The organism is Actinosynnema sp. NPDC023794, from assembly GCF_040639675.1.
In the GTDB taxonomy this organism is placed as follows: domain Bacteria; phylum Actinomycetota; class Actinomycetes; order Mycobacteriales; family Pseudonocardiaceae; genus Actinosynnema; species Actinosynnema luteola.
Window position 1 is genome coordinate 1 of sequence record NZ_JBFAFR010000040.1, and the last position, 26903, is coordinate 26903.

The 26903-nt window shown below is 72.4% G+C and carries 28 protein-coding genes, 3 tRNA genes and 1 pseudogene; 15 read left to right on the plus strand and 17 right to left on the minus strand.

The annotated features are described in order from the left end of the window. Positions 1-170 (plus strand): annotated as a pseudogene (locus tag AB0H12_RS40570) (IS630 family transposase); the annotation flags it as partial. A 30-nt stretch (positions 171-200) separates the two neighbouring features. Here AB0H12_RS40570 and AB0H12_RS40575 read toward each other — a convergent pair. Both AB0H12_RS40575 and AB0H12_RS40580 read right to left on the minus strand, forming a co-directional pair. Continuing rightward, a complete protein-coding gene (locus AB0H12_RS40575) occupies positions 201-1292 on the minus strand; it encodes an IS630 family transposase (RefSeq protein ID WP_499630617.1) in 1092 nt (363 codons plus the stop codon). A gap of 43 nt (positions 1293-1335) precedes the next feature. Beyond that, entirely contained in the window at positions 1336-1884 is a 549-nt protein-coding gene (locus AB0H12_RS40580) for a YbaK/EbsC family protein (RefSeq protein WP_499630620.1), read from the minus strand. Positions 1885-1955: 71 nt separating this feature from the next. On the opposite strand from AB0H12_RS40580, the gene AB0H12_RS40585 reads away from it, so the two are divergent. After that, positions 1956-2714, plus strand: coding sequence for a MerR family transcriptional regulator (locus tag AB0H12_RS40585; RefSeq protein WP_499630623.1), 759 nt, complete (start codon positions 1956-1958; stop codon positions 2712-2714). A 49-nt stretch (positions 2715-2763) separates the two neighbouring features. Here AB0H12_RS40585 and AB0H12_RS40590 read toward each other — a convergent pair whose 3' ends face one another. The 5 genes from AB0H12_RS40590 to AB0H12_RS40610 form a co-directional block, all read right to left on the minus strand. Beyond that, a complete protein-coding gene (locus AB0H12_RS40590; RefSeq protein ID WP_499630625.1) occupies positions 2764-3318 on the minus strand; it encodes a type 1 glutamine amidotransferase domain-containing protein in 555 nt (184 codons plus the stop codon). Positions 3319-3327: 9 nt separating this feature from the next. Then, positions 3328-3987, minus strand: a complete 660-nt coding sequence (locus AB0H12_RS40595) for an alpha/beta fold hydrolase (protein ID WP_499630628.1) — start codon at positions 3985-3987, stop codon at positions 3328-3330. Further along, entirely contained in the window at positions 3984-4268 is a 285-nt protein-coding gene (locus AB0H12_RS40600) for a DUF2516 family protein (RefSeq protein WP_372470446.1), read from the minus strand. Before AB0H12_RS40600 ends, AB0H12_RS40595 begins: the two co-directional genes overlap by 4 nt. Positions 4269-4384: 116 nt before the next feature. Continuing rightward, positions 4385-5089, minus strand: coding sequence for a hypothetical protein (locus AB0H12_RS40605; RefSeq protein ID WP_499630630.1), 705 nt, complete (start codon positions 5087-5089; stop codon positions 4385-4387). Positions 5090-5094: 5 nt separating this feature from the next. Then, positions 5095-5574, minus strand: a complete 480-nt coding sequence (locus AB0H12_RS40610) for a helix-turn-helix domain-containing protein (RefSeq protein ID WP_499630633.1) — start codon at positions 5572-5574, stop codon at positions 5095-5097. A gap of 112 nt (positions 5575-5686) precedes the next feature. Here AB0H12_RS40610 and tgmC point away from each other — a divergent pair, with 112 nt between their 5' ends. Further along, complete coding sequence (gene tgmC, locus AB0H12_RS40615; RefSeq protein ID WP_499630636.1) at positions 5687-6811, plus strand: ATP-grasp peptide maturase system methyltransferase; 1125 nt, start codon at positions 5687-5689, stop codon at positions 6809-6811. Between the two features lie 76 nt (positions 6812-6887). On the opposite strand, the gene AB0H12_RS40620 is transcribed toward tgmC, so the two are convergent. Then, positions 6888-7394 (minus strand): TFIIB-type zinc ribbon-containing protein, encoded by a 507-nt coding sequence (locus AB0H12_RS40620; protein WP_499630639.1) that lies wholly within the window; start codon positions 7392-7394, stop codon positions 6888-6890. A gap of 73 nt (positions 7395-7467) precedes the next feature. Here AB0H12_RS40620 and AB0H12_RS40625 point away from each other — a divergent pair, with 73 nt between their 5' ends. Next, a complete protein-coding gene (locus tag AB0H12_RS40625) occupies positions 7468-9396 on the plus strand; it encodes an NACHT domain-containing protein (RefSeq protein ID WP_499630642.1) in 1929 nt (642 codons plus the stop codon). Here the strand turns inward: AB0H12_RS40625 and AB0H12_RS40630 are convergent. Next, positions 9385-10557 (minus strand): pyridoxal phosphate-dependent aminotransferase, encoded by a 1173-nt coding sequence (locus AB0H12_RS40630; protein WP_499630645.1) that lies wholly within the window; start codon positions 10555-10557, stop codon positions 9385-9387. The two genes, AB0H12_RS40625 and AB0H12_RS40630, sit on opposite strands and share 12 nt — an antisense overlap. 29 nt (positions 10558-10586) lie before the next feature. Here AB0H12_RS40630 and AB0H12_RS40635 point away from each other — a divergent pair, with 29 nt between their 5' ends. Continuing rightward, positions 10587-11843, plus strand: coding sequence for a DUF445 domain-containing protein (locus AB0H12_RS40635; protein WP_499630648.1), 1257 nt, complete (start codon positions 10587-10589; stop codon positions 11841-11843). A gap of 143 nt (positions 11844-11986) precedes the next feature. Here AB0H12_RS40635 and AB0H12_RS40640 read toward each other — a convergent pair whose 3' ends face one another. Further along, the gene (locus tag AB0H12_RS40640; protein ID WP_230566333.1) at positions 11987-12523 is read right to left on the minus strand and encodes a CGNR zinc finger domain-containing protein; all 537 of its coding nucleotides are present in this window, start codon (positions 12521-12523) and stop codon (positions 11987-11989) included. A gap of 152 nt (positions 12524-12675) precedes the next feature. Here AB0H12_RS40640 and AB0H12_RS40645 point away from each other — a divergent pair, with 152 nt between their 5' ends. The 8 genes from AB0H12_RS40645 to AB0H12_RS40680 all read left to right on the plus strand — a co-directional run bounded on the left by AB0H12_RS40645 (position 12676) and on the right by AB0H12_RS40680 (position 21725). After that, complete coding sequence (locus tag AB0H12_RS40645; protein ID WP_499630651.1) at positions 12676-13200, plus strand: PadR family transcriptional regulator; 525 nt, start codon at positions 12676-12678, stop codon at positions 13198-13200. Positions 13201-13211: 11 nt separating this feature from the next. After that, positions 13212-13922, plus strand: coding sequence for an ABC transporter ATP-binding protein (locus AB0H12_RS40650; protein WP_499630783.1), 711 nt, complete (start codon positions 13212-13214; stop codon positions 13920-13922). After that, positions 13919-16219 carry an FtsX-like permease family protein gene (locus AB0H12_RS40655; RefSeq protein ID WP_499630654.1) on the plus strand — a complete coding sequence of 767 codons (2301 nt, stop codon included), beginning with the start codon at positions 13919-13921 and terminating at the stop codon, positions 16217-16219. The genes AB0H12_RS40650 and AB0H12_RS40655 overlap by 4 nt, the downstream gene beginning before the upstream one ends. Positions 16220-16381: 162 nt before the next feature. Then, the gene (locus tag AB0H12_RS40660) at positions 16382-18556 is read left to right on the plus strand and encodes an FtsX-like permease family protein (RefSeq protein ID WP_499630657.1); all 2175 of its coding nucleotides are present in this window, start codon (positions 16382-16384) and stop codon (positions 18554-18556) included. Between the two features lie 88 nt (positions 18557-18644). After that, entirely contained in the window at positions 18645-19184 is a 540-nt protein-coding gene (locus AB0H12_RS40665) for an RNA polymerase sigma factor (RefSeq protein ID WP_499630658.1), read from the plus strand. Then, positions 19181-19606: a hypothetical protein gene (locus AB0H12_RS40670; protein ID WP_499630660.1), complete on the plus strand. Its 426-nt coding sequence runs from the start codon at positions 19181-19183 to the stop codon at positions 19604-19606. The genes AB0H12_RS40665 and AB0H12_RS40670 overlap by 4 nt, the downstream gene beginning before the upstream one ends. After that, positions 19603-20496, plus strand: a complete 894-nt coding sequence (locus AB0H12_RS40675; protein WP_499630663.1) for a CHAT domain-containing protein — start codon at positions 19603-19605, stop codon at positions 20494-20496. Before AB0H12_RS40670 ends, AB0H12_RS40675 begins: the two co-directional genes overlap by 4 nt. A 335-nt stretch (positions 20497-20831) precedes the next feature. Next, positions 20832-21725, plus strand: a complete 894-nt coding sequence (locus AB0H12_RS40680; RefSeq protein ID WP_499630669.1) for a hypothetical protein — start codon at positions 20832-20834, stop codon at positions 21723-21725. A gap of 609 nt (positions 21726-22334) precedes the next feature. Here AB0H12_RS40680 and yczR read toward each other — a convergent pair. After that, complete coding sequence (gene yczR, locus AB0H12_RS40685) at positions 22335-23795, minus strand: MocR-like transcription factor YczR (RefSeq protein WP_499630672.1); 1461 nt, start codon at positions 23793-23795, stop codon at positions 22335-22337. A gap of 61 nt (positions 23796-23856) precedes the next feature. Between yczR and yczE the strand changes: the two genes are divergently transcribed. Next, positions 23857-24486, plus strand: coding sequence for a membrane protein YczE (yczE, locus tag AB0H12_RS40690; protein ID WP_499630674.1), 630 nt, complete (start codon positions 23857-23859; stop codon positions 24484-24486). Here yczE and AB0H12_RS40695 read toward each other — a convergent pair. Both AB0H12_RS40695 and AB0H12_RS40700 read right to left on the minus strand, forming a co-directional pair. Next, positions 24455-24991, minus strand: coding sequence for a Clp protease N-terminal domain-containing protein (locus AB0H12_RS40695; RefSeq protein ID WP_499630677.1), 537 nt, complete (start codon positions 24989-24991; stop codon positions 24455-24457). The two genes, yczE and AB0H12_RS40695, sit on opposite strands and share 32 nt — an antisense overlap. Beyond that, entirely contained in the window at positions 24988-25200 is a 213-nt protein-coding gene (locus AB0H12_RS40700) for a helix-turn-helix domain-containing protein (protein WP_106616971.1), read from the minus strand. The genes AB0H12_RS40695 and AB0H12_RS40700 overlap by 4 nt, the downstream gene beginning before the upstream one ends. A 65-nt stretch (positions 25201-25265) precedes the next feature. Between AB0H12_RS40700 and AB0H12_RS40705 the strand changes: the two genes are divergently transcribed. Beyond that, on the plus strand, positions 25266-26015 hold the full coding sequence (locus AB0H12_RS40705; protein WP_499630786.1) for a protein phosphatase 2C domain-containing protein: 750 nt from the start codon (positions 25266-25268) through the stop codon (positions 26013-26015). Positions 26016-26059: 44 nt separating this feature from the next. Here AB0H12_RS40705 and AB0H12_RS40710 read toward each other — a convergent pair. The 4 genes from AB0H12_RS40710 to AB0H12_RS40725 form a co-directional block, all read right to left on the minus strand. Continuing rightward, positions 26060-26136, minus strand: a tRNA-Phe gene (locus AB0H12_RS40710). A gap of 35 nt (positions 26137-26171) precedes the next feature. Beyond that, a tRNA-Asp gene (locus AB0H12_RS40715) sits at positions 26172-26245 on the minus strand. 51 nt (positions 26246-26296) lie between these two features. After that, a tRNA-Glu gene (locus tag AB0H12_RS40720) sits at positions 26297-26369 on the minus strand. A gap of 221 nt (positions 26370-26590) precedes the next feature. Further along, positions 26591-26836 carry a hypothetical protein gene (locus AB0H12_RS40725; protein ID WP_123745109.1) on the minus strand — a complete coding sequence of 82 codons (246 nt, stop codon included), beginning with the start codon at positions 26834-26836 and terminating at the stop codon, positions 26591-26593. Positions 26837-26903: the final 67 nt, after the last annotated feature.

Sequence of the window (26903 nt, forward strand, 5' to 3'; positions counted from 1 at the left end):
CCAACTCGAACCACCCCAACCACACCGTTCTGGCCAGACAGCTCCAGCAGCATCTGCGCTGGCGCAACGCCAACGCCCGCCACCCCGACATCCTCCACGCCCAACGCCGCGAACGAGCACGCATCCGCAGCGAACGCCACCAACGCTGGGGCCGACCACGAGCAGCCTGACCAACCCGGCGAACCTATGTGGTCAACGCACTAGTGTCCTCCGCCGGAAATCCGCCTACAAAATCGGGCGAGTGACTCCAGGATCTCTTCGGCGGTCTTGGTCCACAGAAATGGACGGGGATTGGCGTTCCAGTCGGCGATCCAGGCGCGGATGTCACGTTCCAGCGCCTGGACGCTGCGATGCGCCCCGCGGGTGATCATCTGATCGGTGAGGAATCCAAACCAGCGCTCGACCTGGTTGATCCAGGACGAGCCGGTCGGGGTGAAGTGCACGTGGAACCTCGGATGCGCCGCCAGCCACTTCCTGATCGCCGGGGTCTTGTGGGTGCCGTAGTTGTCGCAGACCAGGTGCACGTCCAACTCCGCCGGCACCGTCTTGTCGATCGTGGTCAGGAACTTGCGGAACTCCGTGGCGCGGTGCTGGCGGTGCAACTGGGCGATGACCGTTCCGTCTGCGACGTTGAACGCGGCGAACAGGCTGGTGATGCCATTGCGGTGGTAGTCGTGGGTGCGACGTTCGGGCATGCCGGGCATCATCGGCAGGACCGGCTGGGACCGGTCCAGCGCCTGGATCTGGGACTTCTCGTCCACGCACAACACGACCGCCCGCTCGGGTGGGTTGTGGTAGAGGCCGACGACGTCGACGACCTTCTCCACGAACAACGGATCGGTGGACAGCTTGAAGGTCTCGGCGCGGTGCGGCTTGAGGCCGAAGTCACGCCAGATCCTGCCGATGGTCGACGCGCTCAGACCGGCGCGTTCAGCCATCGAGGTGCGCGACCAGTGCGTGGCGTTGCGCGGGATCTCCTCCAGTGTCGCCACGATCACCTCCTCGACCCGGTCCAGCGGGATCGACGGCGGACGGCCCGGCCGCGCCTCGTCGGCCAGACCGTCCAAGCGGTGCTTGAGAAACCTCGTGCGCCACTTGGTGACCGTCGTCGGATGAACCCTCAGGTACTCGGCGATCTGCTTGTTGGACAAGCCGTCCGCACACGCCAGCACGATCCTGCACCGCTGCGCCAACACCTGCGACGACTTCGCCCGACGCGCCCACCGCAGCAACGTCTCGCGCTCCTGCTCGCTCAACCTCACCTCGGCAGGCGGCCGTCCGATCCGCGTCATCCACCCACACTAGACTTAATAGGCGGATTTCCGGCGGAGGACACTAGCGGGCCAGGTCCTCCACGACCTCGGCGTTCGGCAGCTTCGCCAGCACCTCGCCCGGCACGAGGATCTTGCTGCCCCGGATGCCGCTGCCGATGACCAGTTCCGGCGCCGCCGCCACCTCGGGCGACAGCAGCACGGGCCAGTCCTCGGGCAGGCCGATCGGCGTGATGCCGCCGTACTCCATACCGCTGAGCGACACCGCGTCATCCATCGGCGCGAACGACGCCTTGCGCGCGTCCAGCCGCCGCCGGACGACCCCGTTCACGTCCGCGCGCGTGGTCGCCAGCACCACGCACGCCGCGTACCGGACGGTCTCGCCGCGCTTGCCCGCGACGACGACGCAGTTCGCCGACGCGGCCAACGGCGAGCCGTAGTGCGCGCAGAACTCGGCCGTGTCGGCCAGCGTGGGGTCGATCTCCGCGACCGCGAGCCGTGCGCCGTCCGCCATCGACCTCAACGCCGCGGCGACCGGGTCCGCGACCAGGTCGAGCCGGTCGAGCACGGGCAAGGGGGTCAGGGTTCCTGCGATGGTCCACACACCGACCATCCTGCCGGCCGCGCTTGACGTTGACGCTACGTCAACCCCTACCGTGGTCGGCACAGGGAGGGAGCACGGTCATGGCCTGGTCGATCGCACAGGTCGCGCGGATGTCGAAGGTGACTTCGCGGACGTTGCGGCACTACGACGCGATCGGCCTGCTCCAGCCGGCGAGGATCGGCGACAACGGCTACCGCTACTACGAGCGCGAGCAGTTGCACCGGCTCCAGCGCATCCTGCTGCTGCGCGACCTGGGACTCGGCCTCGACACCGTGGCCGAGGTCCTGGACGGGCGGCACCGGACGGTGGACGTGCTGCGCAACCACGCGCGGTGGCTGGCCGCCGAGCAGGAACGGCTGGCGAAGCTGGCCCGGACCGTCTCCCGCACGATCGAGGAGCTGGAAGGAGGTGACGAAGTGGAGCTGGAAGAGCTGTTCGACGGCTTCGACGCCGACCGCCAGGCCCGCTACGAGGCGGAGCTGGTGGAGCGCTACGGCGAGGGCATCCAGGAGCACGTCGACCGGAGCAAGCGCCGGATGAAGGGCTGGACCAAGGCCGACGCCGACGGGTTCACGGCGGAGTGGAAGGCCATCGGGAAGGCCTACACCGAGCTGTTCGACGCCGGTGTCGCGGCCGACGCGCCGCGCGCGCTGGACGTGACCGACCGGCACTACCGGTGGATCTGCCGGAGCTGGACGCCGAACCGGGAGTCCTACACCGGGCTCGGTCAGCTGTACGTGGACTCGCCGGAGTTCAAGGTGCAGTTCGACGCGCACGCCGAGGGCTTCGCCGAGTACGTCCGCGACGCGATCGCGGCGTACGCGACGGCCAGGCTCTAGCGCGTCCACGGGGAGGTGCACATCCCCGTGGACCCGCTCGGCGAACGCGTCAGATGTCCTGGAGCCCGAAGGCCTTGAGCGCCTCGCGGTTGAACGCGGGCAGGTCGTCGGGCTTGCGGCTGGTGACCAGGGTCCACCCGGCCACGTCGCAGACCCGCACCTCCTCGTCCGCCCAGGCGCCGCCCGCGTTGCGGATGTCGGTGGCCAGGCTCGGGAACGAGGTCAGCCGCTTGCCGCGCACCACGTCCGCCTCGACCAGCAGCCACGGCCCGTGGCAGATCGCCGCGACCGGCTTGCCCGCGGCGACGTGCTGCTTGACGAACCTCACCGCGTCGCGGTCCATCCGCAGGAAGTCGGCGTTGGCGACACCACCGGGGATCACCACGGCGTCGTAGTCCATGGGATCCGCGTGCGCGAACGGCACGTCCACGTCGAACGTGTCGGCCGGCGTGAGGTGGTCGTACGCCTGCACCGTTCCCAGCTTGGGCGCGAGCAGCCTCGGCACGGCACCGGCCTTCTCCACGTGCTGCCAGGGCTCGGTCAGCTCGACCTGCTCGATGCCCTCCGTGTCGACCAGGAATGCGATCCTCTTCTGTTCGGCCATGGGGTTCGGCTACCCCCGCAGGAAGTCGACCAACCACCCGCGGACGTCACCGCGACGGGTCGACCACGACGGCACGAGCTCCAGCCGGCCGTTCGGGAACGCGGCGGCCACCTGCTTGGCCACGTCCTCGGGGTGCAGCGGGTCGTCGGTCGCGCCGATCACCAGCACCGGGGCCGTGACCAGGGCCAACACCGCGCGGTCAGTGACGGCGACCTGGCCGGGCAGCTCGCCCAGCGCGCCGTCGAGCCGCGTGAACGCCTGTCGCCGTTCGGCCTGGTAGTCGGGCGGTCCGCCGACGGCGGTGATCGCCTCTTCGCGGCCGAGCAGCCGCCTCGGCTCGTCCAGCACGGCGGGCAGCAGCAGGGCGACGCGGTCGAACGCGTCGGGTTCGTCGGCGAGCAGGGCCAGCAGCGCGCCGGCGGTCAACGACACGCCGACCGCCCGGGTCGCGCCGGTCTCCCGTGCCGCCGCGCGCAGGTCGGCGGCGATGCGCCGGTAGGTCCAGTAGCCCTCCGGCGCGTCCGGCGCGTCGCCGTGCGAGGGGAGGGTGACCACCACTTTCGTGCCCGGCAGCCCGGACGTGGGCAAGCGGGCTTCGCCGGGTGTCGCGCCCAGGCCGTGGCCGACGAGCGTGACGGGCGCGCCGGAGCCGAAGCTCCGGTGCGTCACCACCGCGGGCCGCGCTGGACCTCGATCAGCCGGGGCCGGACGTCGACCACGTACACCGTGACCGCGACCAGCCCGGCGAGCCAGAACATGCCGCCGGCGGAGAACGGGTGGAACAGCAGCAGCGCGAACGCGCCACCGCCGGTGATGCCGAGCCACGCGGGCTTGGTCATGCGCTCGGCCGCCGTGTAGGCGTCGGCCCGCTGCGAGAGCGCGTGCGCGAAGGCGAACACGCCCATGACCAGCGCGGCGTAGTACGCCGCGAACATGACCCAGAAGTCCAGGTAGAGAGGACTGAACGGCGGGAATGGTGGCAACACGTCTCCAGCCTACGTGCGTGGCGCGGTCGTGGTACAGCCGAAACGGGGCGCCCCTGGTGGGACGCCCCGTCACGGTCGGGTCACTTGCCGCTGTCGGTCGGCTTCTTCGCCGTGGTCGAGCGGGTGGCCGCGGTCTTGGTCGGGCTCGCGGGCTTCACCGTGCCGGCGGGCTTGGTCGTGGTGACCGGCTTCGTCGCGGCGGGCTTGCGCGGCGCGGCCTTGCGGGTCGTCTCGCGCACCTCGGCGGCGACGTCACCGCCGACCTCGACCACGGTCTCGGCCAGCTTCTCGCTCGCGTCGTCCAGGTCGTCGGCGACCTTCTCGCCCACCGCGCGGGTGCGGCGGGACACCTTGCCGAGCACGTCGTCGGCCAGCACGCGGGCGTCCGCGGCGGCGGCCTCGGTGCGCTTCTGCGCGGTCTCGACGGCCTCCTCGACCTGGTGCAGCGCCTTCTGCAGGCCCGGCTGGGTCTTCAGCTTCTCCAGCGCCTCCTCGCCGTGCTGGGCGAGGAACTGGTAGAGGTTCAGCGCGGACTGCGTGTAGGCGTCCACGACCTTGCGCAGCTCGGCCGGGTCCAGCCGGTCGCGCAGGTCCTTCTTCAGGTCGGCGGACTCGGCCGCGGTCTTCGCCGACTCGGCGCGCTCGCGGGCCTTGTTCAACGCCTCGATGACCGCCTTGGCGGCCAGGTCGCCGGCGCCGAGGGCGGCCAGCAGCGGCGTGCGGGCGGCGGCCACGGCCTGCTCGCCGGCCTTGCGGAGCTCTTCGGTGGTGGGCAGGTTCGGCATGGAGATCACTCCTCGTTGGTCTGGGTGGCGGCGGCCGGTGTGCCGGCCCCGCCGGCGGTGTTCTCCGCCTGTGCGGTCGTCTGGTCGCCGGATCCACCGGCGGTCGTCCGACTGCCGGCTCTGCCGGCGGTGTTCTCCCGCCGGAACGACTCGTAGACGTCGAGCAACACCTGTTTCTGCCGCTCGGTCAGGTCGGGGGCGGTGACGATGGCGTCCGCGAGGGCCCCGCCCTCGCGCTGCTCCAGGATCCCGGCCTCGACGTACAGCGCCTCCGCCGAGATCCTCAGCCCCTTGGCGATCTGCTGCAGGATCTCCGCGCTCGGCTTGCGCAGGCCGCGTTCGATCTGGCTCAGGTACGGGTTGGAGACCCCGGCGAGCTTGGCCAGCTGCCGCAACGAGATCTTGGCCGTGTTGCGCTGCTGGCGGATGTACTCGCCGATGTCGCGGCCGAGATCGGCCACCGCCTCGTCGATGGACTTGTCCAACTTCGCGGCACCTCCTCGATCCACCGTCGACGGTACGCGGAGGTGCTAGCTGCTGCAAGCGCTCTGCTAGCGATCGGGACGTGTGCTCGCCCACAGCGCTACGGTGGAGCACGTGGACGTTGCGGCGAACCTGCGAGCACGGCTGACCGACTCGCTGCTGGCCGCGGGCGTGCTGCGCGACCGGCGGTGGGCGGAGGCGTTTCGCCAGGTCCCGAGGCACGCGTTCCTGCCGGGGTTCTTCGCCCAGCGCCCCGACGGCGCGTGGGAGCCGGTGACCGCGGACCACCCGGACCACCTCGCGCTCGTCTACCGCGACGACGTCTGCGTGACCCAGCTCGACAACGACGACCGGGCGTGGGAGCAAGCACTCGTCACGGGAGCCGTGACGGGGGTACCCACCAGTTCGTCGAGCATGCCGACGATCATGGCGATCATGCTGGAGGCCCTGGCCGTCGCGCCGGGCGACCGGGTGCTGGAGATCGGCACCGGCACCGGCTACAACGCCGCACTGCTCTGCCACGTGCTCGGCGAGGACCGCGTGACCTCGATCGACGTCGACCGCGGCGTGCTGGTGCGTGCGGAGGCCCGGTTGACCGCCGCCGGCTACCACCCGACGTGCGTGCTGGGCGACGGCGAGCAGGGGCACGCCCCACGTGCTCCTTACGACCGGATCCTCGGGACCTGCGCCGTGTCCCGCATCCCCACGGCGTGGCTGGAGCAGACCGCGCCCGGCGGGGCGATCGTGACCACGTTCAACCGGGCCATCGGCGCCGGTCTGGTGCGGCTGACCGTGCGCGACGGGCGGGCCACCGGTCGCGTGCTGCTGGAGGACGGCCGGTTCATGCCGTTGCGCGCGCACCGGCAGGAGTGGGCGGACGAGGCGCTGCTGGAGGCCCTGACCCGGGAGCCGACGACGGCCCGCACGACCCTGCTGTCCTCGCGCAGCGTGCTGGACCCGGCCGGCGGCTTCGAGTTCTTCGCCGGGCTGGCGCTGGCCGAGGTGGCGGTGGCGGCCGACCCGATCCGCCTCGTGCACCCCGACGGCTCGTGGGTCCGGCACCGCGGCGCGGTCGTGGACCAGGGCGGTCCGCGCGCGCTGTGGGACGAGGCCGAAGACGCCTACCGGCAGTGGCGCGCGCTGGGCGAACCGCGCCGCCACCAGTTCACCTTCACCGCGACGCCGACGTCCCAGCACTTCGCCCTGGACGGCACGGACCTGACCTGGCCGCTCCCGTGAGTCCTACCTCCAGCACGCGTGTGTCCTGCGTTCGGAGCACCCGAATCGAACGCCCGGAACGCGCCGACGGGGCGGTTCAGTCGAGCAGTTCCTCCAGGAAGCTGCGCTTGCGGCGCGGGTAGTGCGGCTGCGGCGCGTAGTACCCGCCCGGGTACACGGCGGGCGGCGGCGCGGTGCCGGGCGGCGGCTGGTACGGCGGCGGCGGACCGGTCGGCGTGCCGGGAGGCGGCTGGTAGGGCGGCGGCGGACCCGCGGCGGGCGCGGGCGGCACGGCGGCGGGCGGCACGGCGGCGGGCGGCGGTTCACCCTCGACCGGCGCGTCGCCGTCAGCCGGCAACGTCCCCTCGATCGGCACGACCGCCGTCGGCTCCGCGGCCGGCGCCGACACCGGGACGGGCACGGGGACCGACACGGGCACGCCCTCCGGCCGGTACGGCTGCGCGTAGTGCGCCCGCTCGGCGGCGATGATCTGCTCCAGCTCGCCGCCGTCCAGGAAAACGCCCTTGCAGTTCTCGCACTGCTCGATGTGCACGGAGCCACGGCTGATGGTCCGCATGAGGTCCTGGCATTTCGGACAGATCACGTCTTCGAGGGTACGCACGACACAAGGGTCGCCGCGTCACCACCATCCGTGATCGTTCAGTCATGATGCGTTGGTGTCCAGATTCCGCCAACGGGCCGTGCTCACGGGGTGCGTGCTGGCCGCCGTGCTCGCCGCGGCCGGTCTGTTCGTCACCGACTACGGCATCGACCCCGAGCTGTGGCTGTCCGGCCTCGCCCTCGGCTTCCTCGCGCTGCTCGCGGCGCTGGACCCGTGGCTGCACCGCAGGCGGGCCGCCGGCCTGTCCACCGACGACAACCTCGACGCCGCCACGAGCGCCCTGGCCCGCGCCCTGCACGCGCAGTGGAACGAGGAGTGCCGCGCCCGCGGCCTGGAGGACCACTCCCTCGACCTGCACTGGAGCGCCACGCAGGGCGACCCCGGGCACAGCGACGCCGTCGTCCGCGCGTTCCAGCGCAACCGGCGCATCGTGTTCCTCGGCGAACCCGGCGCGGGCAAGAGCACGACGGCGATGCTGCTCGCGATCGGCCTGCTCGACCGCCACGTGGACGGCCCGGTGCCGGTCCTGCTGCCGCTGTCCACGTGGAACCCGGAGGCGGAGGACGTCCGCACCTGGATGACCCGGCGGCTGTACGAGGACCACCCGGCCCTGCGCAACACCGAGCTGTACGGCAGCTACGCCGGCGACCTGCTGGTCGAGCAACGCCGCGTGTTCCCGGTCCTCGACGGCCTCGACCAGATCCCGCCCGCGCGCCGCGCCGACGCGCTGGACCGCATCAACCGCGCGTTCCCCGGCTCGCACCCGCTGGTGCTGACCAGCCGCACGGACGAGTTCGCCGAGGTGAACGGCACGGTGGCCGGCGCGCAGGTCGTGCAGTTGCAGCCGTTGGACCTGGAGGAGGTCGCGGGCTACCTGCGGTCGGTGTCGGACCCGGTGACCGCCGCCCGCTGGGAGCCGATCTTCCTGCACCTGCGCGACGAGCCGGACGGACGGCTGGCCGACGCGCTGTCCACGCCGCTGGCGGTGTGGCTGGCGGGCGTCGTCTACGGGTACGGCGAGCCGAGCGAGCTGCTGGACCGGGGCCGGTTCCCCGACCGCGCCGCCATCGAGAACCACCTGGCGGACCTGCTCGTCGACGGCGCGTTCGGCGACCGCGGGGTGGCGCACCAGGCCAGGGCCAGCCAGGTCTGGCCCAAGGACAAGGCGGCCCGCTGGCTGGCGTTCCTGGCCGGCGAGATGCGCCGGCGCGGCGTGCGCGAGCTCGGCTGGTGGGACCTGCGCCGTTCGGTCGCCGGCAGGTGGCTGGCGCTGCTCGGCGCGATCACGCTCGGCCTGATCGGCGGTTTCGGCGTCGCCTGGCTGATGGCCTACGCGAGCACGCCGAAGCTGGCGCCGATCACCGGCCTGGCCGCGGGGCTCGCGGTCGCGGTGGCCGCGCTGTACGCGTCCGGGCACCGCGCGTCGAAGCCCCGGCTCGGCGTGTGGCGCAGCCTCGTCGTGGTCAGCGGTGTGCTCGGCACGGCGGCGGGCCTGGTGTTCGGCGCGCTGTACGGGCTGTCCGCGGGCCTGGTCGTCGGCCTCGGCATCGCGGTGGCGGCGGCGCTGCGGTTCGCGCTGGGCAGCACCGCCGAGCTGAGCCACCCGTCCAGTCCGAAGTGGACGATGGCGCGGGACCGGGTCGCGGTGTGGACCGGGTCGCTGGTGCTGGCCGTGGTCTTCGGCGCGGCGGCCGGGCTGGTGTTCGGGCCGACCCAGTCGGGCATGGTCGGGCTCGGCCTGGCGTGCGGGCTGATGCTCGGCTTCACGCTGTCCGTGCTGCACCTGCGCTGGTGGTGGTTCACCGTGGCGCGGATCTGGCTGGCCGCGCGGGGCAAGCTGCCGTGGGAGCTGATGGTGTTCCTGGAGGACGCGCGCAAGCTCGGCGTGCTGCGCCAGGCGGGCGCCGTCTACCAGTTCCGGCACGCGCTGGTGCAGGACCGGTTGGCGGGCGCCCGCCCGTCCCAGGTCACGTCAGACGCTTAGCCCGCGCAGCAGGCCGATGGCCTCGTCCAGCACCTCGTCGCGCTTGCAGAACGCGAACCGCACCAGGTGCCGCCACTGGTCCGGGTGGTCGGTGAACACCTGCACCGGCACGGCGGCCACGCCGATCCGCCCCGGCAGCTCGCGGCACAGCTGCGCGCCGTCGGTGAAGCCGAGCGGCCGGACGTCCGCGGTGATGAAGTAGGTGCCCTCGCTCGGCCGCACCGCGAAGCCGGCGTCGGCCAGGCCTGCGGCCAGCCGCGACCGCTTGTCCTGCAGCGACGTGCGCAGGCCCTCGACCCACTCCAGCTCGTGCCGCAACGCGTGCGCCACGGCCGGCTGGAACGGCGCGCCGCCGACGAAGGTCAGGAACTGCTTGGCCGCGCGCGCCGCGCCGACCAGCTCGGCGGGACCGCACGCCCAGCCGATCTTCCAGCCCGTGCAGTTGAACGACTTGCCCGCGCCGGAGATCGTCACGGTCCGCTCGGCCATGCCGGGGAACGTGGCCAGCGGCACGTGCGCGAGGCCGTCGAACACCAGGTGCTCGTACACCTCGTCGGTGATCGCCACGAGGTCGTGCTCGACGCACAGCGCGGCGACGGCGGCCAGCTCCACGTAGTTGAACACGGTCCCGGTCGGGTTGTGCGGCGAGTTGAGCAGCAACGCCCTGGTCTTCGGACCGATGGCGGCGCGCAGCGCGTCGACGTCGAGCCCGAGCCGGCCCGTGCCCGGCTCCTCGACCAGCCCCACCGTGCGGCGGGTCGCGCCGGCCAGCGCCACGGACGCCGCGTAGGAGTCGTAGTAGGGCTCGATGAGCACGACCTCGTCACCGGGCTCCACCAGCGCCAGCAACGTGGCCGCGATGGCCTCCGTGGCGCCGACCGTCACCAGGACCTCGGTGTCGGGGTCGTAGTGCGTGCCGTAGCGCGCGCGGTGCTCGGCGATGGCCTGGCGCAGCTCCGGCATGCCCGGGCCGGGCGGGTACTGGTTGAGCCCGCCGTCGATGGCGGCCTTGGCCGCCGCCAGCATCCCGGCCGGGCCGTCGGTGTCCGGGAAGCCCTGCCCGAGGTTCACCGCCCCGGTGCGCGTGGCCAACGCCGTCATCTCGGCGAAGATCGTCGAGGTGAACGGCCTCATCCTGGTGACTAGCGCTGGTGCCCGCACAAGGCCGAATCTTCACGGACAATGGCGGCGTGGAGCAACTGACCCCCGCTGACCAGCTCAAGCGCCAGGGCCTGCGCCGGATGAAGCTCGTGGCGACCGGCTTCTTCCTGGCCGCGACCGTGATCTTCGTCGTGGCACTGCTGTTCGAGGACGGCGGCCCGGCGTGGCTGGGCTACGTCCGCGCGGCGGCCGAGGCGGGCATGGTCGGCGCACTGGCCGACTGGTTCGCCGTGACCGCGCTGTTCCGCAGGCCGCTCGGCCTGCCCATCCCGCACACCGCGATCATCCCGACCCGCAAGGACAGCTTCGGCGACGCGCTGGGGTCGTTCGTCGGGACGAACTTCCTGTCCGAGGCGGTGGTGCGGGACAAGCTGCGGCGGGCGGGCATCGGACGGCGGCTCGGCGAGTGGGTCGCGCGGCCCGAACACGCCGAACGGGTCACGTCCGAGCTGGCCAACGTCGTGAAGGGCGCGGTGACCGTGCTGCGTGACGACGACGTGCAGGCCGTGGTCGAGCAGGCGCTGGTGCGGCGGTTGGTCGACCAGCCGTGGGGCCCGCCGCTGGGCAGGCTGCTCGGCCAGGTGCTCACCGACGGCGCGCACCACAAGCTCGTCGACCTGGTGTGCGACCGGGCGTACGACTGGGTGCGGGACAACTACGACAAGGTCATGGGCGTGGTGTCGGACCGGGCGCCGACGTGGTCGCCGAAGTTCGTCGACTCGCTGCTCGGCGACAAGGTCTACAACGAGCTGCTGAACTTCGCGTGGGCGGTGAAGACCGACGTGAACCACCCGATGCGGCTGGCGGTGGACCAGTTCCTGATCGAGTTCGCGGGCGACCTGCGGACCGACCCGGCGACCATGCAGCGGGCCGAGCAGGTCAAGCAGCAGCTCGTGACGCACCCGGACGTGCAGCGGCTCATCGGGTCGGCCTGGGGCACGGCGAAGAAGATGCTTCTCGACGCGGCCGAGGACCCGTCGTCGGAGCTGCGCAAGCGCGTGCGCGAGGGCCTGATGGCGTTCGGCCGCCGGATGGTGGAGGACGAGTCGCTGCGCGAGAAGGTCGACGGGTGGCTCGAGGGCGCGGCGGGGTACGTGGTGACCAACTACCGCGACGAGATCACCACGCTGATCACCGACACCGTCGAGCGCTGGGACGCCGAGGAGACCTCGCGCAAGATCGAGCTGCAGGTCGGCCGCGACCTGCAGTTCATCCGGATCAACGGCACGGTCGTCGGCGCGCTCGCGGGCCTCGCGATCTACACCGTCAGCCAGCTCGTGACGTGACCTGAGCGTTGAACTCGGGGTACCTGAACGTAGGACACGGTCGTTCCGAACGTTCGACACGCGCGGCGTGAACGTAGGACTCTCGCGCGTGTCGAACGTTCAGGTACCGCGTGTCGAACGTTCGGGTACCCCGGGTTCCGCGTTCAGGTCACGCTCAGCGCGCGCCGCTCCCGCCAGTTGCGCGCCTTCTCCCGGTTGCCGCACGTCTGCATCGAGCACCAGGTGCGCGAGCGGTTGCGCGAGCGGTCGAAGAACGCCCACCGGCAGTCGTCCGCCTGGCAGATCTTGAACCGCTCCCACGACCCGAGCACGGCCAGCCGCGCCGCCGCGCCGAGCACCGCGCCGAGCGCGTCGGTGCTGGACATCGTCGGCACGCCGTGGCTGAGGTCGACGCGGATCAAGCCCGCGACGGGGGTCGGATCGGGTCCGTCGTGCCGTTCACCCAGCGAGGCCCGCAGCGAGGCGCGGACGGCGCGGACCTCTTGCGGATCACCCGCCCGGCCGAGGCCGCGTTCGGTGACCCACGCGCGCCAGGCGGCGGCGCTGTCCAAGACGTCCGTGCCGAGTTCGAGGTCTCGGGTGTTCAGGAAAGCGAGCAGCAGCTCCACATCGTGTTCCGCATCGCCGGCTCGACCCTGCGTGAAAGCCGCGTGGTCCCAGCCGGCCGCCAGACCAGTCACCCCTCCACTGTAGGCGTCGCAGCCTCGCGATGTGGCGAAGTAACCGTCAAACCATCACGATCGGTTACTCCCGCTGCCCGGTCGGACCAGCGGTCTCCCTGCGCCGATCGGGCTATGAACCGTGTGTATACCTCGTGTGTATAGTGCCTGACATGTCGATCGGACACACCCTGCTGGGACTGCTGGAAAAGGGTCCACGGCACGGCTACGACCTCAAGAAGGCCTACGACGAGCGCTTCGGCCAAGGCCGTCCGCTGCACTACGGGCAGGTCTACACCACGCTCTCGCGCCTGCTCCGCAACGGCCTGGTCGAGGAGGCCGGCGTCGAATCGGGCGACGGTCCGGACCGCAAGCGCTACGCGATCACGGACGCCGGCGTGACCGACGTGGAGCACTGGCTCGGCACGCCGGAGAGCCCGGAGTCCTACCTGCAGAACACGCTCTACGCGAAGGTCGTGCTGGCCCTGCTGTCCGGTCGCAGCGCGGACGACGTGCTCGACGTCCAGCGCGCCGCCCACCTGACCACGATGCGCGAGCTGACCAAGCGCAAGGCCGAGGGCGACCTCGCCGACCAGCTGATCTGCGACCACGCCCTGTTCCACCTCGAAGCCGACCTGCGCTGGCTGGAGCTCACCGCCGCGCGCCTCGGCCGGCTCAAGACGGCGGTGACCAAGTGAGCGGCGACCCGATGGGCAGCGACCTGATCAACGGCGCGGGCGCCGCGCGGCCCCTGCTGGAGGCCGTCGACCTGCACAAGTCGTTCGGCCCCACGCCCGCGCTGGACGGCGCCGGCCTGAGCGTGCGCGCGGGCGAGGTGGTGGCCGTGATGGGCCCGTCCGGCTCCGGCAAGTCGACCTTGCTGCACTGCCTGGCCGGCATCCTCACGCCCGACCGGGGCACCGTGCGCTACCGCGACGTGGAGCTCAGCGCGATGGGCGACGGCCCGCGCAGCGAACTGCGGCGCACCGACTTCGGGTTCGTGTTCCAGTTCGGCCAGCTGGTGCCGGAGCTGACCTGCCTGGAGAACGTGGCCCTGCCCCTGCGACTGGGTTCGGTGAAGCGCAAGGAGGCCGAGTCCCGCGCCCGCGAGTGGCTGGAGCGGCTGGAGGTCGCCGACGTCGCGGACAAGCGCCCCGGCGAGACGTCCGGCGGCCAGGGCCAGCGGGTCGCCGTGGCACGCGCCCTGGTCACGGGACCGCGCGTGGTGTTCGCCGACGAGCCGACCGGCGCGCTCGACTCCCTCAACGGCGAACGCGTGATGCAGCTGCTGGTCACCGCGGCGAAGGAGACCAACGCGGCGGTGGTGCTGGTGACGCACGAGGCGCGGGTGGCCGCCTACTCCGACCGCGAGGTCGTGGTGCGCGACGGCAAGTCCCGCGAGATGGAGCCCGTCACGTGAGGCAGTGGTTCGCCGACCTCGCGCTCGGCGTCCGGCTGGCCGTCGGCGGCGGGCGCACGTCGTGGGTCCGGCTGGCGCTGACCGGCGCGGGCATCGGCCTCGGCGTGGCCGTGCTGCTGGCCGCGTCGTCGGTGACGACCGTGCTGACCGAACGCGCCGAGCGCCAGTCCGCGGCCGGGCCCGTCTACGCCGAGACGGTGTCGGGCGACGTGCTCTACATGACGTTCTGGAACACCGACTACCGCGGCGTGGCGGTCACCGGGAACTTCGTCCGCGGCACCGGACCCGGCGCGCCGGTGCCGCCGGGCATGTCGAGGGTGCCCGGCGACGGCGAGATCTTCGTGTCGCCCGCCTTGGCGGACCTGCTGGCCGCGCCGGACGGCGAGCTGCTGCGGGAGCGGTTCCCGCAGAAGGTGGTCGGCACGATCGAGGAGGCCGGCCTGGCCGCGCCGCACGACCTGAAGTTCTACGCCGGTGACGCGTCCGTCGGGGAGGACGGGCAGAACGCGATCGCCCGCTTCGGCGGCGAGGTGACCGAGCGCGAAGTCGAGCCGGTGCTGGTCCTGCTGGTCATGGTCGGGTCGGTCGCGCTGCTGTTCCCGGTGCTGGTGTTCGTCGGCATCACCACCCGCTTGGCGGGCGCCGAACGGGACCGCAGGCTGGCGGCGTTGCGGCTGGTCGGCGCGGGCTCGCGACGGGTGCGCCGGATCGCGGCCGGTGAGGCGTTGCTGGGCGCGTTCGTCGGGCTGGCCGTCGGGGCGGCGCTGTTCTTCACCGCACGGCAGTTCGTCGAGGACGTGAGGCTGCTCGGGATCAGCGTGTTCGTCGGCGACCTGACGCCGTGGCCGCCGCTGGCGGTGCTGATCGCGGTGCTGGTGCCCGTCCTGGCGGTGGTGACGTCGGTGATCGCCATGCGCCGCACGGTGATCGAGCCGCTGGGCGTGGTGCGCCACACGAAGCCGGTGCGGCGGGTGCTGTGGTGGCGCGTGGCGCCGATCGCCGTCGGCGTGGTCGCGCTGCTCACCCAGGCGGGCGCGTTCGGCGGCGACGCGGTCCAGGGGTCCGACGTGATCGTGATCGGCGGGATCATCCTGCTCCTGCTCGGCATCCCGGTGCTGCTGCCGTGGGTGGTCGAACGCGCGGTGGGCCGGTTGCGCGGCGGCGCGCCGTCGTGGCAGCTGGCGATCCGCAGGCTCCAGCTGGAGAGCGGCACGGCGGCGCGCGTGGTCGGCGGTGTGGCCGTGGTCCTGGCGGGCGGGATCGCCCTGCAGTCGGTGATGTCCAGCGCGCAGACCAGGATCGTGGAGCGGCCGACCCCCGAGGCGGACAAGGGCAAGATGGTGGTCAGCCTGCAGGACTCGCCGCCCGAGGCGACCGAGCGGATCGCCGGGATGCTGGCCCGGTCGGTCGGCGTGCGGCAGGCGCACCCGATGCGGACCGCGTCGCTCAGGTCGGGCACGGACCAGTTCCACATGGCGACGATCGGCACCTGCGAGGCGTTGCGGACGCACGCGGTGCTGCCCAGCTGCCAGGACGGCGACACGTTCTACGTCGACCCCGGCTCGTCGCGCCAGTCCGATCGCGAGACGCTCGTGGCAGGCCAACAGGTCACGACGCGCGTGGACTCCGAGGGCAGGCCGGTGCCCGGTGAGGAGTGGACGGTTCCCCCGTTCACCGTGGTCAAGCCACCGGACGACACGGGCATGTACCGGGCGGGTCTGCTGGTCACGCCGTCGGCGGCGCGGGGCCTCCCCGTCGACCCCGACAACTCCAGCGTGCTGGTGCAGGTCGACCCGGACCAGCCGGACATCGCCGAGCACGTCCGCAACGCCCTGGCCCCGCTGACGTGGCGCGCCTACACGTCGTACTTCGGCCAGGTCGACGTGGCCGAGCGCGTGAAGGAGTTCCAGAGCATCCGGCAGGCCCTGCTGGCCGGTTCGCTGATCACGTTGCTGCTGGCGGGCGCGAGCCTGCTCGTGCTGGCGCTGGAGCAGGTCCGCGAACGCAGGCGACCGCTGGCCGTGCTGGCGGCGAGCGGTGTGCCGCGCGGCGCGCTGAGCCGGTCCCTGCTGTGGCAGAACGCCGTGCCGCTGCTGTTGGCGCTGGTCGTGGCCGTGGGCGTGGGCGGCGGCCTGTCGGTCCTGCTGCTGCGGATCATCTCCCAGCCGATCGTGCTCGACTGGGCGGGCATCGGGGTGCTCAGCGGCGCGGCGGCCCTGATGGTCGTGGTCGTGACGCTCCTGTCGCTGCCGTCGCTGCGGCGGGCCACCGGCGCCCTCGGGCTGCGTTCCGAGTAGGTCCGAGGCGGACGTCGCCGCCCCTGACGCCCCCAAGCCCGGGGCGGCGACGCCATCCCGGTCGGCACACCGAAGCCACGTTCCGGTGCTCCGAGACGTCTGAAGAGGTGTGACCCCATTTCCCCGCCACCCCCACCACCTCCCCGACTCGGGAGGGCTCCGATGAGGTGGGCCGCCGACCTGGTCCTCGGCATCCGACTGGCCGTCGGGGGCAGCCGGACGTCGTGGGCCAGGTTGGCGCTCACCGCCGCCGGCGTCGGTCTCGGCGTCACCGTCCTGCTGCTGGCCGCCTCGATCGGCCCCGCGCGGGAGGCCAAGTCGCAACGCGTCCAGGCCGCGTCGGTCGACTCGACGACGGGTGAGGCGAAGCTGAGAGCCCGCCACGTCAGCGTTTCCTGGCAAGGGCGGCTCATCACCGGCGTGGAACTGGCCGCCACCGCGCCGGACGCGCCCCCGCCGCCCGGTGTCGGCCGCATCCCGGGTCCGGGCGAGCTGGTCGTCTCACCCGAGCTGCTCGACCTCATGCGCACCGACGACTCGGTCCGCGCCAGGTTCCCGGAGAGCGTGATCGGCGTGATCGCCGACGCGGGCCTGCCGCGGCCGAAGTCCCTGATCTTCTACGCGGGCCTGCCCGACGCCCACCACGACAGCGCCCAGCCGGCCGCGGGCTTCGGCAGCGACGAGCCGCCGGCCACCCTGCTGCCGATCTACCGGCTGCTGATGGTCGCGGCGATCAGCGCGCTGCTCGTGCCGCTCGGCATCTTCGTCCTGGTCGCCACCCGCCTCGGCGCGACCGGCCGGGCGCAGCGCCTGGCCGCGATCCGGCTGGTCGGCGCGTCGCGCACGCAGATCCGCTGGATCGCGAGCGGCGAGACGTTGACCGGCGCGGTGCTCGGGCTGCTCGTCGGCGTGGCGCTGTTCTTCGCCGCACGGCCCCTCGCCCGGTTCATCGAGGTCGAAGGGGTCGGTTTCTTCCCGACCGACCTGCTGCCCGACCCGCTGCTCGGCGCCCTGATCGCGTTGGGCGTGCCGGTGGTGGCCGTCGTGTCGGCGCTGCTCGCCCTGCGCACGGAGGACGTCGGCCCGCTCGGCCTGTCCCGCGCCGTCGAACTGCCGCGCCACCGCGCGTGGTGGCGGTTCGGGCTGATCGGCGCCGGCGCCGGGCTGATCGTGGTGATCTCGGCGGTCGGCAGCTACTGGCAGGTGATGGCCGACGCGCGCCTGGCCGTCGGGCTCGGCGTCGGCATCGCACTGGTCCTCGCGGGCACGGGCGCGGTGCTGCCGTGGCTGGTCGGGCAGGTCGCCCACCGCCTCGAACCGGACGGCGTCGCGCCGCTGCTCGCCCTGCGGACCCTCCGCTTCGACGCGGGCACGCCACGCGTGCTGTCCGGCGTCGTGGTGGTGCTGACCGGCTCGCTGACGTTGCAGGTCCTGCTCGGCGTGGCGGCCCAGTTCACCGCCGGACCGCCGGTGGGCACCCCGGACCGCTGGGTGCTCGACCTGCCCGAGCGCGCCTCGGTCCGGTCGCTCGAGGAGGCGATCGCGCTGGTCGGTGGCGTGCGGCAGGTCAGCGAGGTGCGACAGCACGCGATCGCGGGCGGCAGCGTCGTCACCAGCACCGACTGCGTCGAGATCACCGAACGCCTCGACGTCGGGGACTGCGTGAACGGCGCCGCGTACCTGGTCGGCACGGGCCCGGAGGCCGGAGCCAGGGTCAGCGTCAACGGGCAGGACTGGGTCGTGCCGCAGTACAAGGAAGCGAGCGGCGACCTGTGGGGGCTGGTCGTGGCGGGTGGCGGCGATCCCGTGCTCGCCTCCGTGCCGCCGACCGAGCTGGTCGTGCGCGGCGACCCGGACGAGTCGTTCGGCGACCGCCTGATGGCCGCCACCGCCCGCGCCGACCGGGGCGTCACGCTGCGCCGCCAGTTCGAGGCCGGGCAGGTCGAGCTGTTCGCGTCCCTGCGCAGCGGTGTGATCGGCGGGTCGGTGCTGCTCACCCTGCTGGCCGTGATCGGCCTCGCGGCGGCGGCCGTCGACCAGGTCTTCGAGCGCCGCCGCCCCACCGCGGTGCTGGCCGCGAACGGCGTGCCGCCGAAGGTCCTGGCGGTGTCCGCGCTGTGGCAGTCGGCGATACCCGCGGCGCTCGGCATCGGGCTGGCCATCCCGATCGGCCTCGGCACGGCGTGGCTCGTCGCGCCGTCCGGGCGGTTCCGGGTCGACTGGACCGAGATCGCCACCACGGTCGCCGCTGCTGCGGTCGTCGTGCTCGTGGTGTCGCTGTGCACGTTGCCCGCGCTGCGCTCGGCGATCCGCCCGATCGGTCTGCGAACCGAGTAGCGACGCACGCGAGCGATCGTCGGTTCCGCCGGCCACACCATCGAGCGGCACCGGTATCCCCAGGTCAGACCCGGTGCTCTCAAGGAGCATGCATGATCGGAACAACACTGAGCTGCTCGTGCGCGCCGGCTGTGGCGACGCCGCCGCGTGGCACGAGATCGTCCGCCGGTACGCGCGCCTGGTGTGGGCCGTGCCGCGGTCGCACCGGCTGAGCCCGGAGGACGCGGCCGACGTCTGCCAGGCCACCTGGCTCGCGCTGGCCGAGAACCTGTCCCGCATCCGACGCCCCGAGCGGCTGGGCGCGTGGCTGGTCACGACCACCCGGCGCGAGACGCTGACCGTGCTGCGGCTGCGCGGCCGTGAGGTGCCGCTCGACCGGTGGGACGCGGCCGACGACGGGCCGACGACGGAGGAGCGCGCACTGGCCCGTGACGCCGGGCTGTGGCGCGCGTACGCGACGTTGACCGACCGTTGCCGGGAGATCCTGCGGTTGGCGGCGTTCGCGCCGGAGCTGTCGTTCACGCAGGTCGCCGAGGCGGTCGGGATCCCGGTCAACAGCCTGGGCGCCACCCGCGGCCGGTGCCTGGCCGTGCTGCGCCGGCGCCTCGGTGCGGAGGTGAACCGATGACCGGTCCGACGCTCGTCGCGATGACCGACCGGGAACTGCTGGACGCTCTGGCGCTGGTGGTGGACGACCTCGATCCGATGCCACGAGCCCTGGTCGCGCGGGCGTGGTCCGCGCTGGTCGAACGCACCGACGCGGTCACCGCGCGGTTGTTGTCCGACTCGGTCCACGTCGATCCCGGGAGGCCTCGCCGGTTGGTGTTCGCCGGGCTCGACCTGCGGCTCGACCAGGTGGCCGGCGGTCTGCGGGTCACCGGGTCGGCTCGGGCGGGCGCGCTCGTGGTCGCGCGGTGGCCGGGTGGCCAGGTGACGGCGCAGGTCGACGAGGTCGGCCGGTTCCACGTCGAGCGGGTGCCGTTCGGGCCGGTCAGGTTCGTGCTGCGCGGCGTGGGCCGCGATCACGCCACGCCGTGGTTCGTCGCATGATCGATCGGGACCGGATCGCGCGGCTGGAACAGGAGATCCGCGTGCTGTCGCGGTCGGCGGCGGTGGGTCGGCCGGCCGTGCCGCTGAACGACGTGGTCGACGCGGTGGGCGAGCGGGCGTTGCTGGTCTTCATCAGCCACCGGGAGCGGTTGGTCGGCGTGTCCGTCGCCGGTCGACGGGTCGGGCTGCACGACTTCGGCGAGGCGCGGACCGTCGCGCGGCACGTCCGTTCGCTGCCGTCGGCCGACGCGGTGGCCGGTCTGGACCGCCTCCTGCGGCCGGCCGGCGACCGTGCGCTGGTCGTGGTGCCGAGTCCGGAGTTGGCGCGGGTGCCGTGGGCGGCGCTCCCGTCGGCCCGCGGGCGGGCGCTGTCGGTCGCGCCGTCGGTGAGTTGCTGGTTCCGGGCCGACACGCGGCCGTTGGCGCTGGCGGACCGCCTTTGGGTGGCCGGGCCGTCGCGCCCGCACGCGCGTCGGGAGGTCGAGGCGTTGCGGCGGGCGCACGGCGGGCGGATCGGGTCCGCGGTGGACGACGCGTTGCGGGGAATGGTGGAGGCGGATGTCGTGCACATCGCGGCCGATGGCGTGCACCAAGACGAATTGTTTTCGTATCTGCAATTGGGTGACGGGCCGTTGCACGGGCACGACCTCGACGGCTTGGCGCGTGCGCCTTCGGTGGTGGTGCTCTCGGCGTGCGGGTCGGGATTGGCGCGGGTTTTGTTGCGACGTGGCGCGCGGGTCGTCGTGGAGAGCGTGCGGGCGGTGTCGGACGGCCGGGTGGTGGACCTGATGGTCGACCTGCACGCGAACCTGGCGAGCCCGGCGCAAGCGCTTGCCGACGCCCAGGTCCGGCACGGTGACCTCGGCTTCGTCTGCGTTGGCGCGGGGTGACCGTGCGACCGTCCATCACCTATTTGAGTGACGCCCAAATAGGTGATTCGAGCCACGGGCGCCGACATCGCCGGTCACCCGGTTCGGTATCGGTCCACAGCGGACACCGGGTAGGCGTCCACAACGGACAATTCACGCCATCACACCATCAGGTGGACACGACGGACTGTGTTCACGGATGGGTGGGGCGACACGGACAGCCGCACGGCACCGCCCTTCCGAGTGGGTTCCGCCGGAGAACGTTCGAAAATGCGGTTCCCAGTGCTAGACATAGCAGAACGTCGACCTCGAACGGTCCGTCCCGTTCGCCTTACCCGGAACGGTGGTGATCCACAGTGGCAGCTCCCAACGCGGTGCGCCGGGGTGGATCCCTGCTGCTCCGGACGCTCGCCGTGAGCGGGTTGGCGGCGGTGGCGTGGTTCGTGTGCGCCGGGGTCGCGTCAGCGGGCGAAGACCACCCGGACGAGGCGGTGAAGACCCTCGACACGGTGAACGTGGCGATCGACGAGCAGCAGACCGCAGCCGCCGACCTGCTCGCGTCGGCCGTGCCCGCCGAGGTGGCGCCGTTCACCGGCGTCGCGGTCGCGTCTCAGCCGTTCGGGTCACCGACGCTCGGGTCATCGTCGCTCGGTGGTGGGGAACCGGCCGCGGTCGAGTCCATGCCTCTGGCCGTCATGATCGACGAGCCGCAACCGGAAGCCGGCCGCGATCAAGAGCTCTACCCGGAGTCGTCCTCCGGCACCGGCGGTTACAGCTACTCGAGCGGCTACAGCCACTCGGGCACGGCGTCGAACACGATGCCCGCGCAGCTGTACGAGGCGAAGGTGGCAGAGAAGGCCGCCGCGCGTGCGGCGGTCGTCGGGGCTCAGGCGTCGGTGGCCCCGCAGCCAGTTGCGGTGGCCGCGCCGGCCCGCGTGAACGTCCTGCCCGCACCGACCGCCCCACCGTCACCGGCCGCCTCCCCGGTCACCCCGAACGCCGAGGTGATCTGGGAGGTGCCGGAGCCGAGCGCTCCCGCGCCGACGCCGAAGCAGGCGCCCGCGCCGAGCGCGCCGACGGCGTCCTCGGGCAGCGCGGACAGCGGCGGCGGTGGCCACCGGGGCGGCGTGATCGCGTCGTTGACCGGGCAGGCGGACCTCAAGCCGTTCGCCGCGTGGTCGGCCGAGCGGTGGGACGACGGCAGGTCCCCGGGCAGCGTTCCAGGGCTGCCCAGCACGTCACCCGACTGAGGTCCGACGGGATCCGTGTGCCCTGAGCACGCGCGACCACACACCGCCTGACCTGGTCTTTTCGCGCACATCACGGTTGCTGACGTCTGTCGCGCAACACCCAAGGGTTCCCGTCCTGCCAACCGCGCCCTGGCAGGACGGGCCAGGTCCCGTCGCCGCGCTGCCCCCGCGAGCGTTGGGACCGAACGGGAACCTGCGGCAGGGGACGCCACTCCCTGGAGCGTCCCCGCCGCAGGTCCACGAACCGCCGTCGGGCTCCGGCTCAACGAGGGGCTGCGCCGGATCCCGACGGCAGGACTCACACGATCGAGTGGTCATCACCGAAATATGTACGGAAACACCGTTACCGCCCCTCGGTTAAACCATGAGGACCCCCGCCAACCACCCCCCACGTCCACGCCCCCACCCCGACCACCGCCCAACCGCCCCAACCCTCCCGACCCCACGCCCCGCCACCGACCACCGCCGCCCACCCGGAACCCGACCCCAGCCCGCGACTGACCCCAACCCCCGACCACGCCCCCGGCCCGCCGCGACCCGGCCTACCGCCACTGACACCCCGGCACCGGCACCCCGCCACGTGACCCGCACGAAGCCGCCGGCCCGCTACTAGGCGACCGGCACGGCGAGGTCGGCGTCGGTGGGCAGCGTGGAGCCCGTGACGGATGCGGCGACCAGGCCCAGGCGGCGGACGGCGTCGCGCAGGACGTCCGGTGATTGCACGAACGGCAGGCGCAGCCAGCGTTCGAAGCCGCCGTGGGCGCCGAAGCGCGAGCCCGGCGCGAGGCGGATGCCGTGGTTCTGGGCCACGACGGCGATCCGCGTGCTCACCGGCGCGTCCAGTTCGCACCACACGCTGAGCCCACCCTCCGGCCTGCGGAAACGCCACGTCGGGCAGTGTTCGCGCAGGCCCGCGATGAGCACGTCGCGCTGGGCCGCCAGCTGGGCCCGCCGGTCGCGCAGCCCGGGTTCGGGGTCGGCCAGCAGCTCGGCCAGCACCAGCTGGTCGACCACCGCCGAGCCCAGGTCGAGGGCGGTGCGGGTGGAGATCAGGCGGTGGACCACCTCGGTCGACGCGCGGATCCAGCCGATCCGCAGGCCGCCCCAGTGGGACTTGCTGGCCGAGCCCAGGGTCACCACCAGGTCGTCCGCGAACGTCGCCATCGGCGGCGGGCCGTCCAGCGGGTCGCCGTCCAGGTCCAGTTCGACGACCGTCTCGTCCACCACCAGCGGCGTGCGGGCGCGGCGGGCGGTGTCGGCCAGTTCGGCGCGGCCCTCGGCGTCCAGGCGGTGCGCGGTGGGGTTGTGGAAGTCCACCACGACGTACGCCATGCGCGGTGCGGCTTGGCGGAGGGCGGCGGCGATCCCGGGCAGGTCCCAGCCGGTCTCCGTCATCGCGACCGGCACCGGGATCGCGGAGACGGCCTTGATCGCGTCCAGCGCGTTCGGGTAGCTCGGCTGCTCCACCAGCACCCGATCACCCGGACCGGTGAACAGGCGCAGGGTCAACGCCAACGCGTGCTGCGCGCCGCTGGTCACCACGATCTGCTCCGGCGACGTCGGCAGACCGCGCGCCGCGTACCGGGCCGCGATGCGTTCCCGCAGCTCAGGCACCCCGTGCTCGTAGTACCCGTGATCAGCCAGGTGCTCCGGCAGGTACCGCCGCACCTGGTCGAACGCCGCCAGCACGCCCGGCAGCGCCGGAGGCGCCGCCCGCGCGAAGTCGACCATGCTGTGCCCCACCAACGGGGTGTCCGGCGCGACGCCCAACGTCCCGGTCGGCAGGCTGATCCACGACCCCGCCCCGCGCCGGCTCGCGACCAGCCCCTCCGACCGCAGCTGGTCCAACGCCGCCGTGATCATCGTGCGGCTCACCGGCAGCACCTCGGCCAGCTCGCGTTCCGCGGGCAGCCGGGTGCCGGCGGGCAACCGACCGTCCAGCACCAGCATCCGGATCGCCGCGGCCAGGTCCGCGGAGCCGTGACGTGCGCCACGGCGGCGCCACTCGCCGAGCAGTCGGGCCAGGCGGAAGCCGGATATACGTCCACCTGGTGGGACGTCGGAGTTCATAAGGCCAATTATTGCCAATTGGCTCTGGAATACAAGGCCAATCAGCCCGAAAGATGGCCACATGCTCGCCGCACTCACCCAGGTCCCGGTCGCCGTCTCGCCCGTTCGCCGCCTCCCCCAACTGCTGGCGGGGCTGTGGCTCTACGGCGCGAGCATGGCGCTGCAGATCCGCGCCACCCTCGGCCTCGACCCGTGGGACGTGCTGCACGAGGGCCTGACCAAGATCACCGGACTGTCCTTCGGCCTGATCACGGCCATCGTCGGCGCCGTGGTCCTGCTCTGCTGGATCCCGCTCAAGCAGAAGCCGGGCGTCGGCACGGTCGCCAACGTGATCGTCATCGGCCTGGCGGTGGACGTCACGCTGTTCCTCCTGCCGACCCCGACCGGGCTCCTGCCGCGCATCCTGTTCCTCACCGCCGGCATCGTGCTGAACGGCCTGGCCGCCGCCACCTACATCGGCGCCCGCCTCGGCCCCGGTCCGCGCGACGGCCTGACGACCGGCTTCTGCGCGCGGACCGGGATCTCGTTGCGCCTGGTGCGCACGGTGGTCGAGGTGGTCGTGCTCGGCATCGGTTGGCTGCTCGGCGGCACGATCGGCATCGGCACCGTCCTGTACGCCTTCGCCATCGGCCCGTTGACGCAGCTGTTCCTCCCGGTGGTCACCTGGGTGAGCGAGCGACCCGCTTCCTGACCTCCACGTAGTTCACGCCACGCGCTTCCAGCACCTCGGCCACCAGCCCGCGCTCCGCCAGCAGCGCCAGCAGCATGTGCTCCTGGCGGAGCGTGCTGTGGCCGAGGTCGCGCGCTTCGACCAGGCTGCGCTCCAACGTCTTCTTGGCCGCCGCCGTGAACGGCAGGTGGTTGCCGAAGAACCGCCGCCGGCGACGGGTCGGCGAACCGGCCAGCGCGCCTTCGCCGTGGCTGCGCTCGACCGACGCCACGATCTGGTCGACGTCGATGCCGAGCCGCCGCAACGCCTCGGTGTCGGCGTCGCTGAGCCCGCCCTTGCGGCGTGCGGCGGCGAACGCGTCCACCACCTCGTCGCGCACCAGCTCGAACTCGGCCAGGACCGGCGTGTCGAGCAGCGCCAGCGCCAGGTGCTCGGGCCCGATCTCCGGCGCGTCGAGGCGTTCGGCCTGCGCCACGGCGTCGTGGACGGCTTGGCGGGCGGCCCTGGTGAACCGTTCCCCGATCATCGGTGTCCCCCGTGCTTCTTGTGGACGGCCTGTCGGGTGACCCCGAGTTCGGCCGCGATCTCCTGCCAGGACCAGCCGCGGGCGCGGGCGTTGCGCACCTGCACGGCTTCGAGTGTTTCCAGTAGGCGGCGCAGCGCGCTGACCGCTCGCAGTCCGACCCTCGGGTCTTGGTCGCCCGCCGCCGAGGCGAGCTCGGTCGCTTCCGTCATGCCGTCAACTTTGGTTGACACACGCGGGCTTGTCAACCCGGGTTGACACACTAGGCTCGGTGGCGATGCCGGAGATCACCACCGCCGAACGGGCCGGAGTGGGCCGTGACGGCCTGCCGCGCCCGACCGAGGACCGGATCGTCCTCCTGCCGAACGCCGTGGTGCTGCTGGACGGCGCGACCTCGCCGACCCCTCGTGAACGCGACGGCGGCTGGCACTCCCGCCACCTGGCCGCCGAGCTGACCCACCTCGCCGGTGACCACGACCTGGCCGACCAGCTCGCCCGCGCCATCGCACGGCTGGCCTCCGCACACGACCTCACGCCGGGGGACTCACCGTCCAGCACGGTCGCGATCACGCGCTGGACCGACACCACCGTGGACGTCCTGGTGCTCGCGGACAGCCCGGTCGTGGTGTTCACCGACACCGGTGTCGAGGTCGTCGCCGACAACCGGCTGCGCGACCTGCGCGGCCGGGTCGACCGGATCACCGACTGGCGCAACCGCGAGCACGGCTGGTGGGTGGCCGAGGCGGACCCGGCCTCCGCGCACGAAGCCGTGCGGGCGAGCTGGCCCCGTGACCGGGTCCGCGCGGTGCTGATGGCGACCGACGGCGTGTCCTGCGGCGTGGACGACTACGGCTTGTTCGCGGACTGGCGGACCGTGTTGCGCATCACGTCGGAAAAGGGCCCGGAAACCGTGCTGGACGAGATCCGCGCGGCCGAAGAGGGTGACGCGGATCGCACGAAGTGGCCCCGGCCGAAAGTGCACGACGATCAGGCACTGGCGGTCATCCGATTCACCGCCGGAAAATGAGAAAAGCCCCTCGCGGTGAGCGGAGGGGCTTTTCTCTGACGTTCTGGTGGCCAGGGGCGGGGTCGAACCGCCGACCTACCGCTTTTCAGGCGGTCGCTCGTACCAACTGAGCTACCTGGCCAGGTAGCGGATCGACCAACCGGCCGAACTGCCTTGCGACCCAGACGGGACTCGAACCCGCGACCTTCGCCGTGACAGGGCGACGCGCTAACCAACTGCGCCACTGGGCCTTGCGCACTACTTCATCTTGCCGATCGTCACTGTACTGCACTTGTACTGCGTGCCCCCAACGGGATTCGAACCCGCGCTACCGCCTTGAAAGGGCGGGGTCCTAGGCCGCTAGACGATGGGGACCCAGTTCCTCCGGCAGCCCTTGGGCCACCTTCTTTCCCAGGCCCTCCACGCTGTCCGGTGGAAGCATCGTAAGCATAGGGCACGAGGGTCCACACCTCCAAAACGGGGGTGGCACATGGTGTTGACCTGCGATTCCACCGCCGTTCGACGGGCGCGCGGCACCATCTGGGCGTGGCCGGGCCCCTTCGGACGAGTCCCGAAGGGGCCGCGACTTCGTCGTCCTACCGCTGCACGGGCGGCACGCCCCCGTCCTCGCCCGGTGACAGCCCGAGCATGTCGAGCAGCAACCGGCAGTCCTCGGCACTGGTGGCGCCGCGCGCCACCGACAGCCGAGCCCGGTGCACCTGCTCGTCCGAGATCCTCGACGGTTCACCGGTTCGCTGGGCAGGCACCCCACCGCCGCCCGGCCTGGACATCGTCTCGTCCTGGTTCCACAGGAACTGACGCACTTCTAGAGACCCGCTCATGACGCCTCCCCGACTTGAGGTTGGCGCGAGGCTAAGCGAGCCCATCGAACCACCGCAGCCCCCCGGA

Excerpts from the sequence above, each read along its gene's own strand:
- AB0H12_RS40575 (WP_499630617.1), bottom strand. The coding sequence starts at position 1,292 with ATGACGCGGATCGGACGGCCGCCTGCCGAGGTGAGGTTGAGCGAGCAG.
- AB0H12_RS40580 (WP_499630620.1), bottom strand. The coding sequence starts at position 1,884 with ATGGTCGGTGTGTGGACCATCGCAGGAACCCTGACCCCCTTGCCCGTG.
- AB0H12_RS40585 (WP_499630623.1), top strand. The coding sequence starts at position 1,956 with ATGGCCTGGTCGATCGCACAGGTCGCGCGGATGTCGAAGGTGACTTCG.
- AB0H12_RS40590 (WP_499630625.1), bottom strand. The coding sequence starts at position 3,318 with ATGGCCGAACAGAAGAGGATCGCATTCCTGGTCGACACGGAGGGCATC.
- AB0H12_RS40605 (WP_499630630.1), bottom strand. The coding sequence starts at position 5,089 with ATGCCGAACCTGCCCACCACCGAAGAGCTCCGCAAGGCCGGCGAGCAG.
- AB0H12_RS40645 (WP_499630651.1), top strand. The coding sequence starts at position 12,676 with ATGTCGATCGGACACACCCTGCTGGGACTGCTGGAAAAGGGTCCACGG.
- AB0H12_RS40650 (WP_499630783.1), top strand. The coding sequence starts at position 13,212 with ATGGGCAGCGACCTGATCAACGGCGCGGGCGCCGCGCGGCCCCTGCTG.
- AB0H12_RS40660 (WP_499630657.1), top strand. The coding sequence starts at position 16,382 with ATGAGGTGGGCCGCCGACCTGGTCCTCGGCATCCGACTGGCCGTCGGG.
- AB0H12_RS40665 (WP_499630658.1), top strand. The coding sequence starts at position 18,645 with ATGCATGATCGGAACAACACTGAGCTGCTCGTGCGCGCCGGCTGTGGC.
- AB0H12_RS40670 (WP_499630660.1), top strand. The coding sequence starts at position 19,181 with ATGACCGGTCCGACGCTCGTCGCGATGACCGACCGGGAACTGCTGGAC.
- AB0H12_RS40675 (WP_499630663.1), top strand. The coding sequence starts at position 19,603 with ATGATCGATCGGGACCGGATCGCGCGGCTGGAACAGGAGATCCGCGTG.
- yczR (WP_499630672.1), bottom strand. The coding sequence starts at position 23,795 with ATGAACTCCGACGTCCCACCAGGTGGACGTATATCCGGCTTCCGCCTG.
- yczE (WP_499630674.1), top strand. The coding sequence starts at position 23,857 with ATGCTCGCCGCACTCACCCAGGTCCCGGTCGCCGTCTCGCCCGTTCGC.
- AB0H12_RS40695 (WP_499630677.1), bottom strand. The coding sequence starts at position 24,991 with ATGATCGGGGAACGGTTCACCAGGGCCGCCCGCCAAGCCGTCCACGAC.
- AB0H12_RS40700 (WP_106616971.1), bottom strand. The coding sequence starts at position 25,200 with ATGACGGAAGCGACCGAGCTCGCCTCGGCGGCGGGCGACCAAGACCCG.
- AB0H12_RS40705 (WP_499630786.1), top strand. The coding sequence starts at position 25,266 with ATGCCGGAGATCACCACCGCCGAACGGGCCGGAGTGGGCCGTGACGGC.
- AB0H12_RS40725 (WP_123745109.1), bottom strand. The coding sequence starts at position 26,836 with ATGAGCGGGTCTCTAGAAGTGCGTCAGTTCCTGTGGAACCAGGACGAG.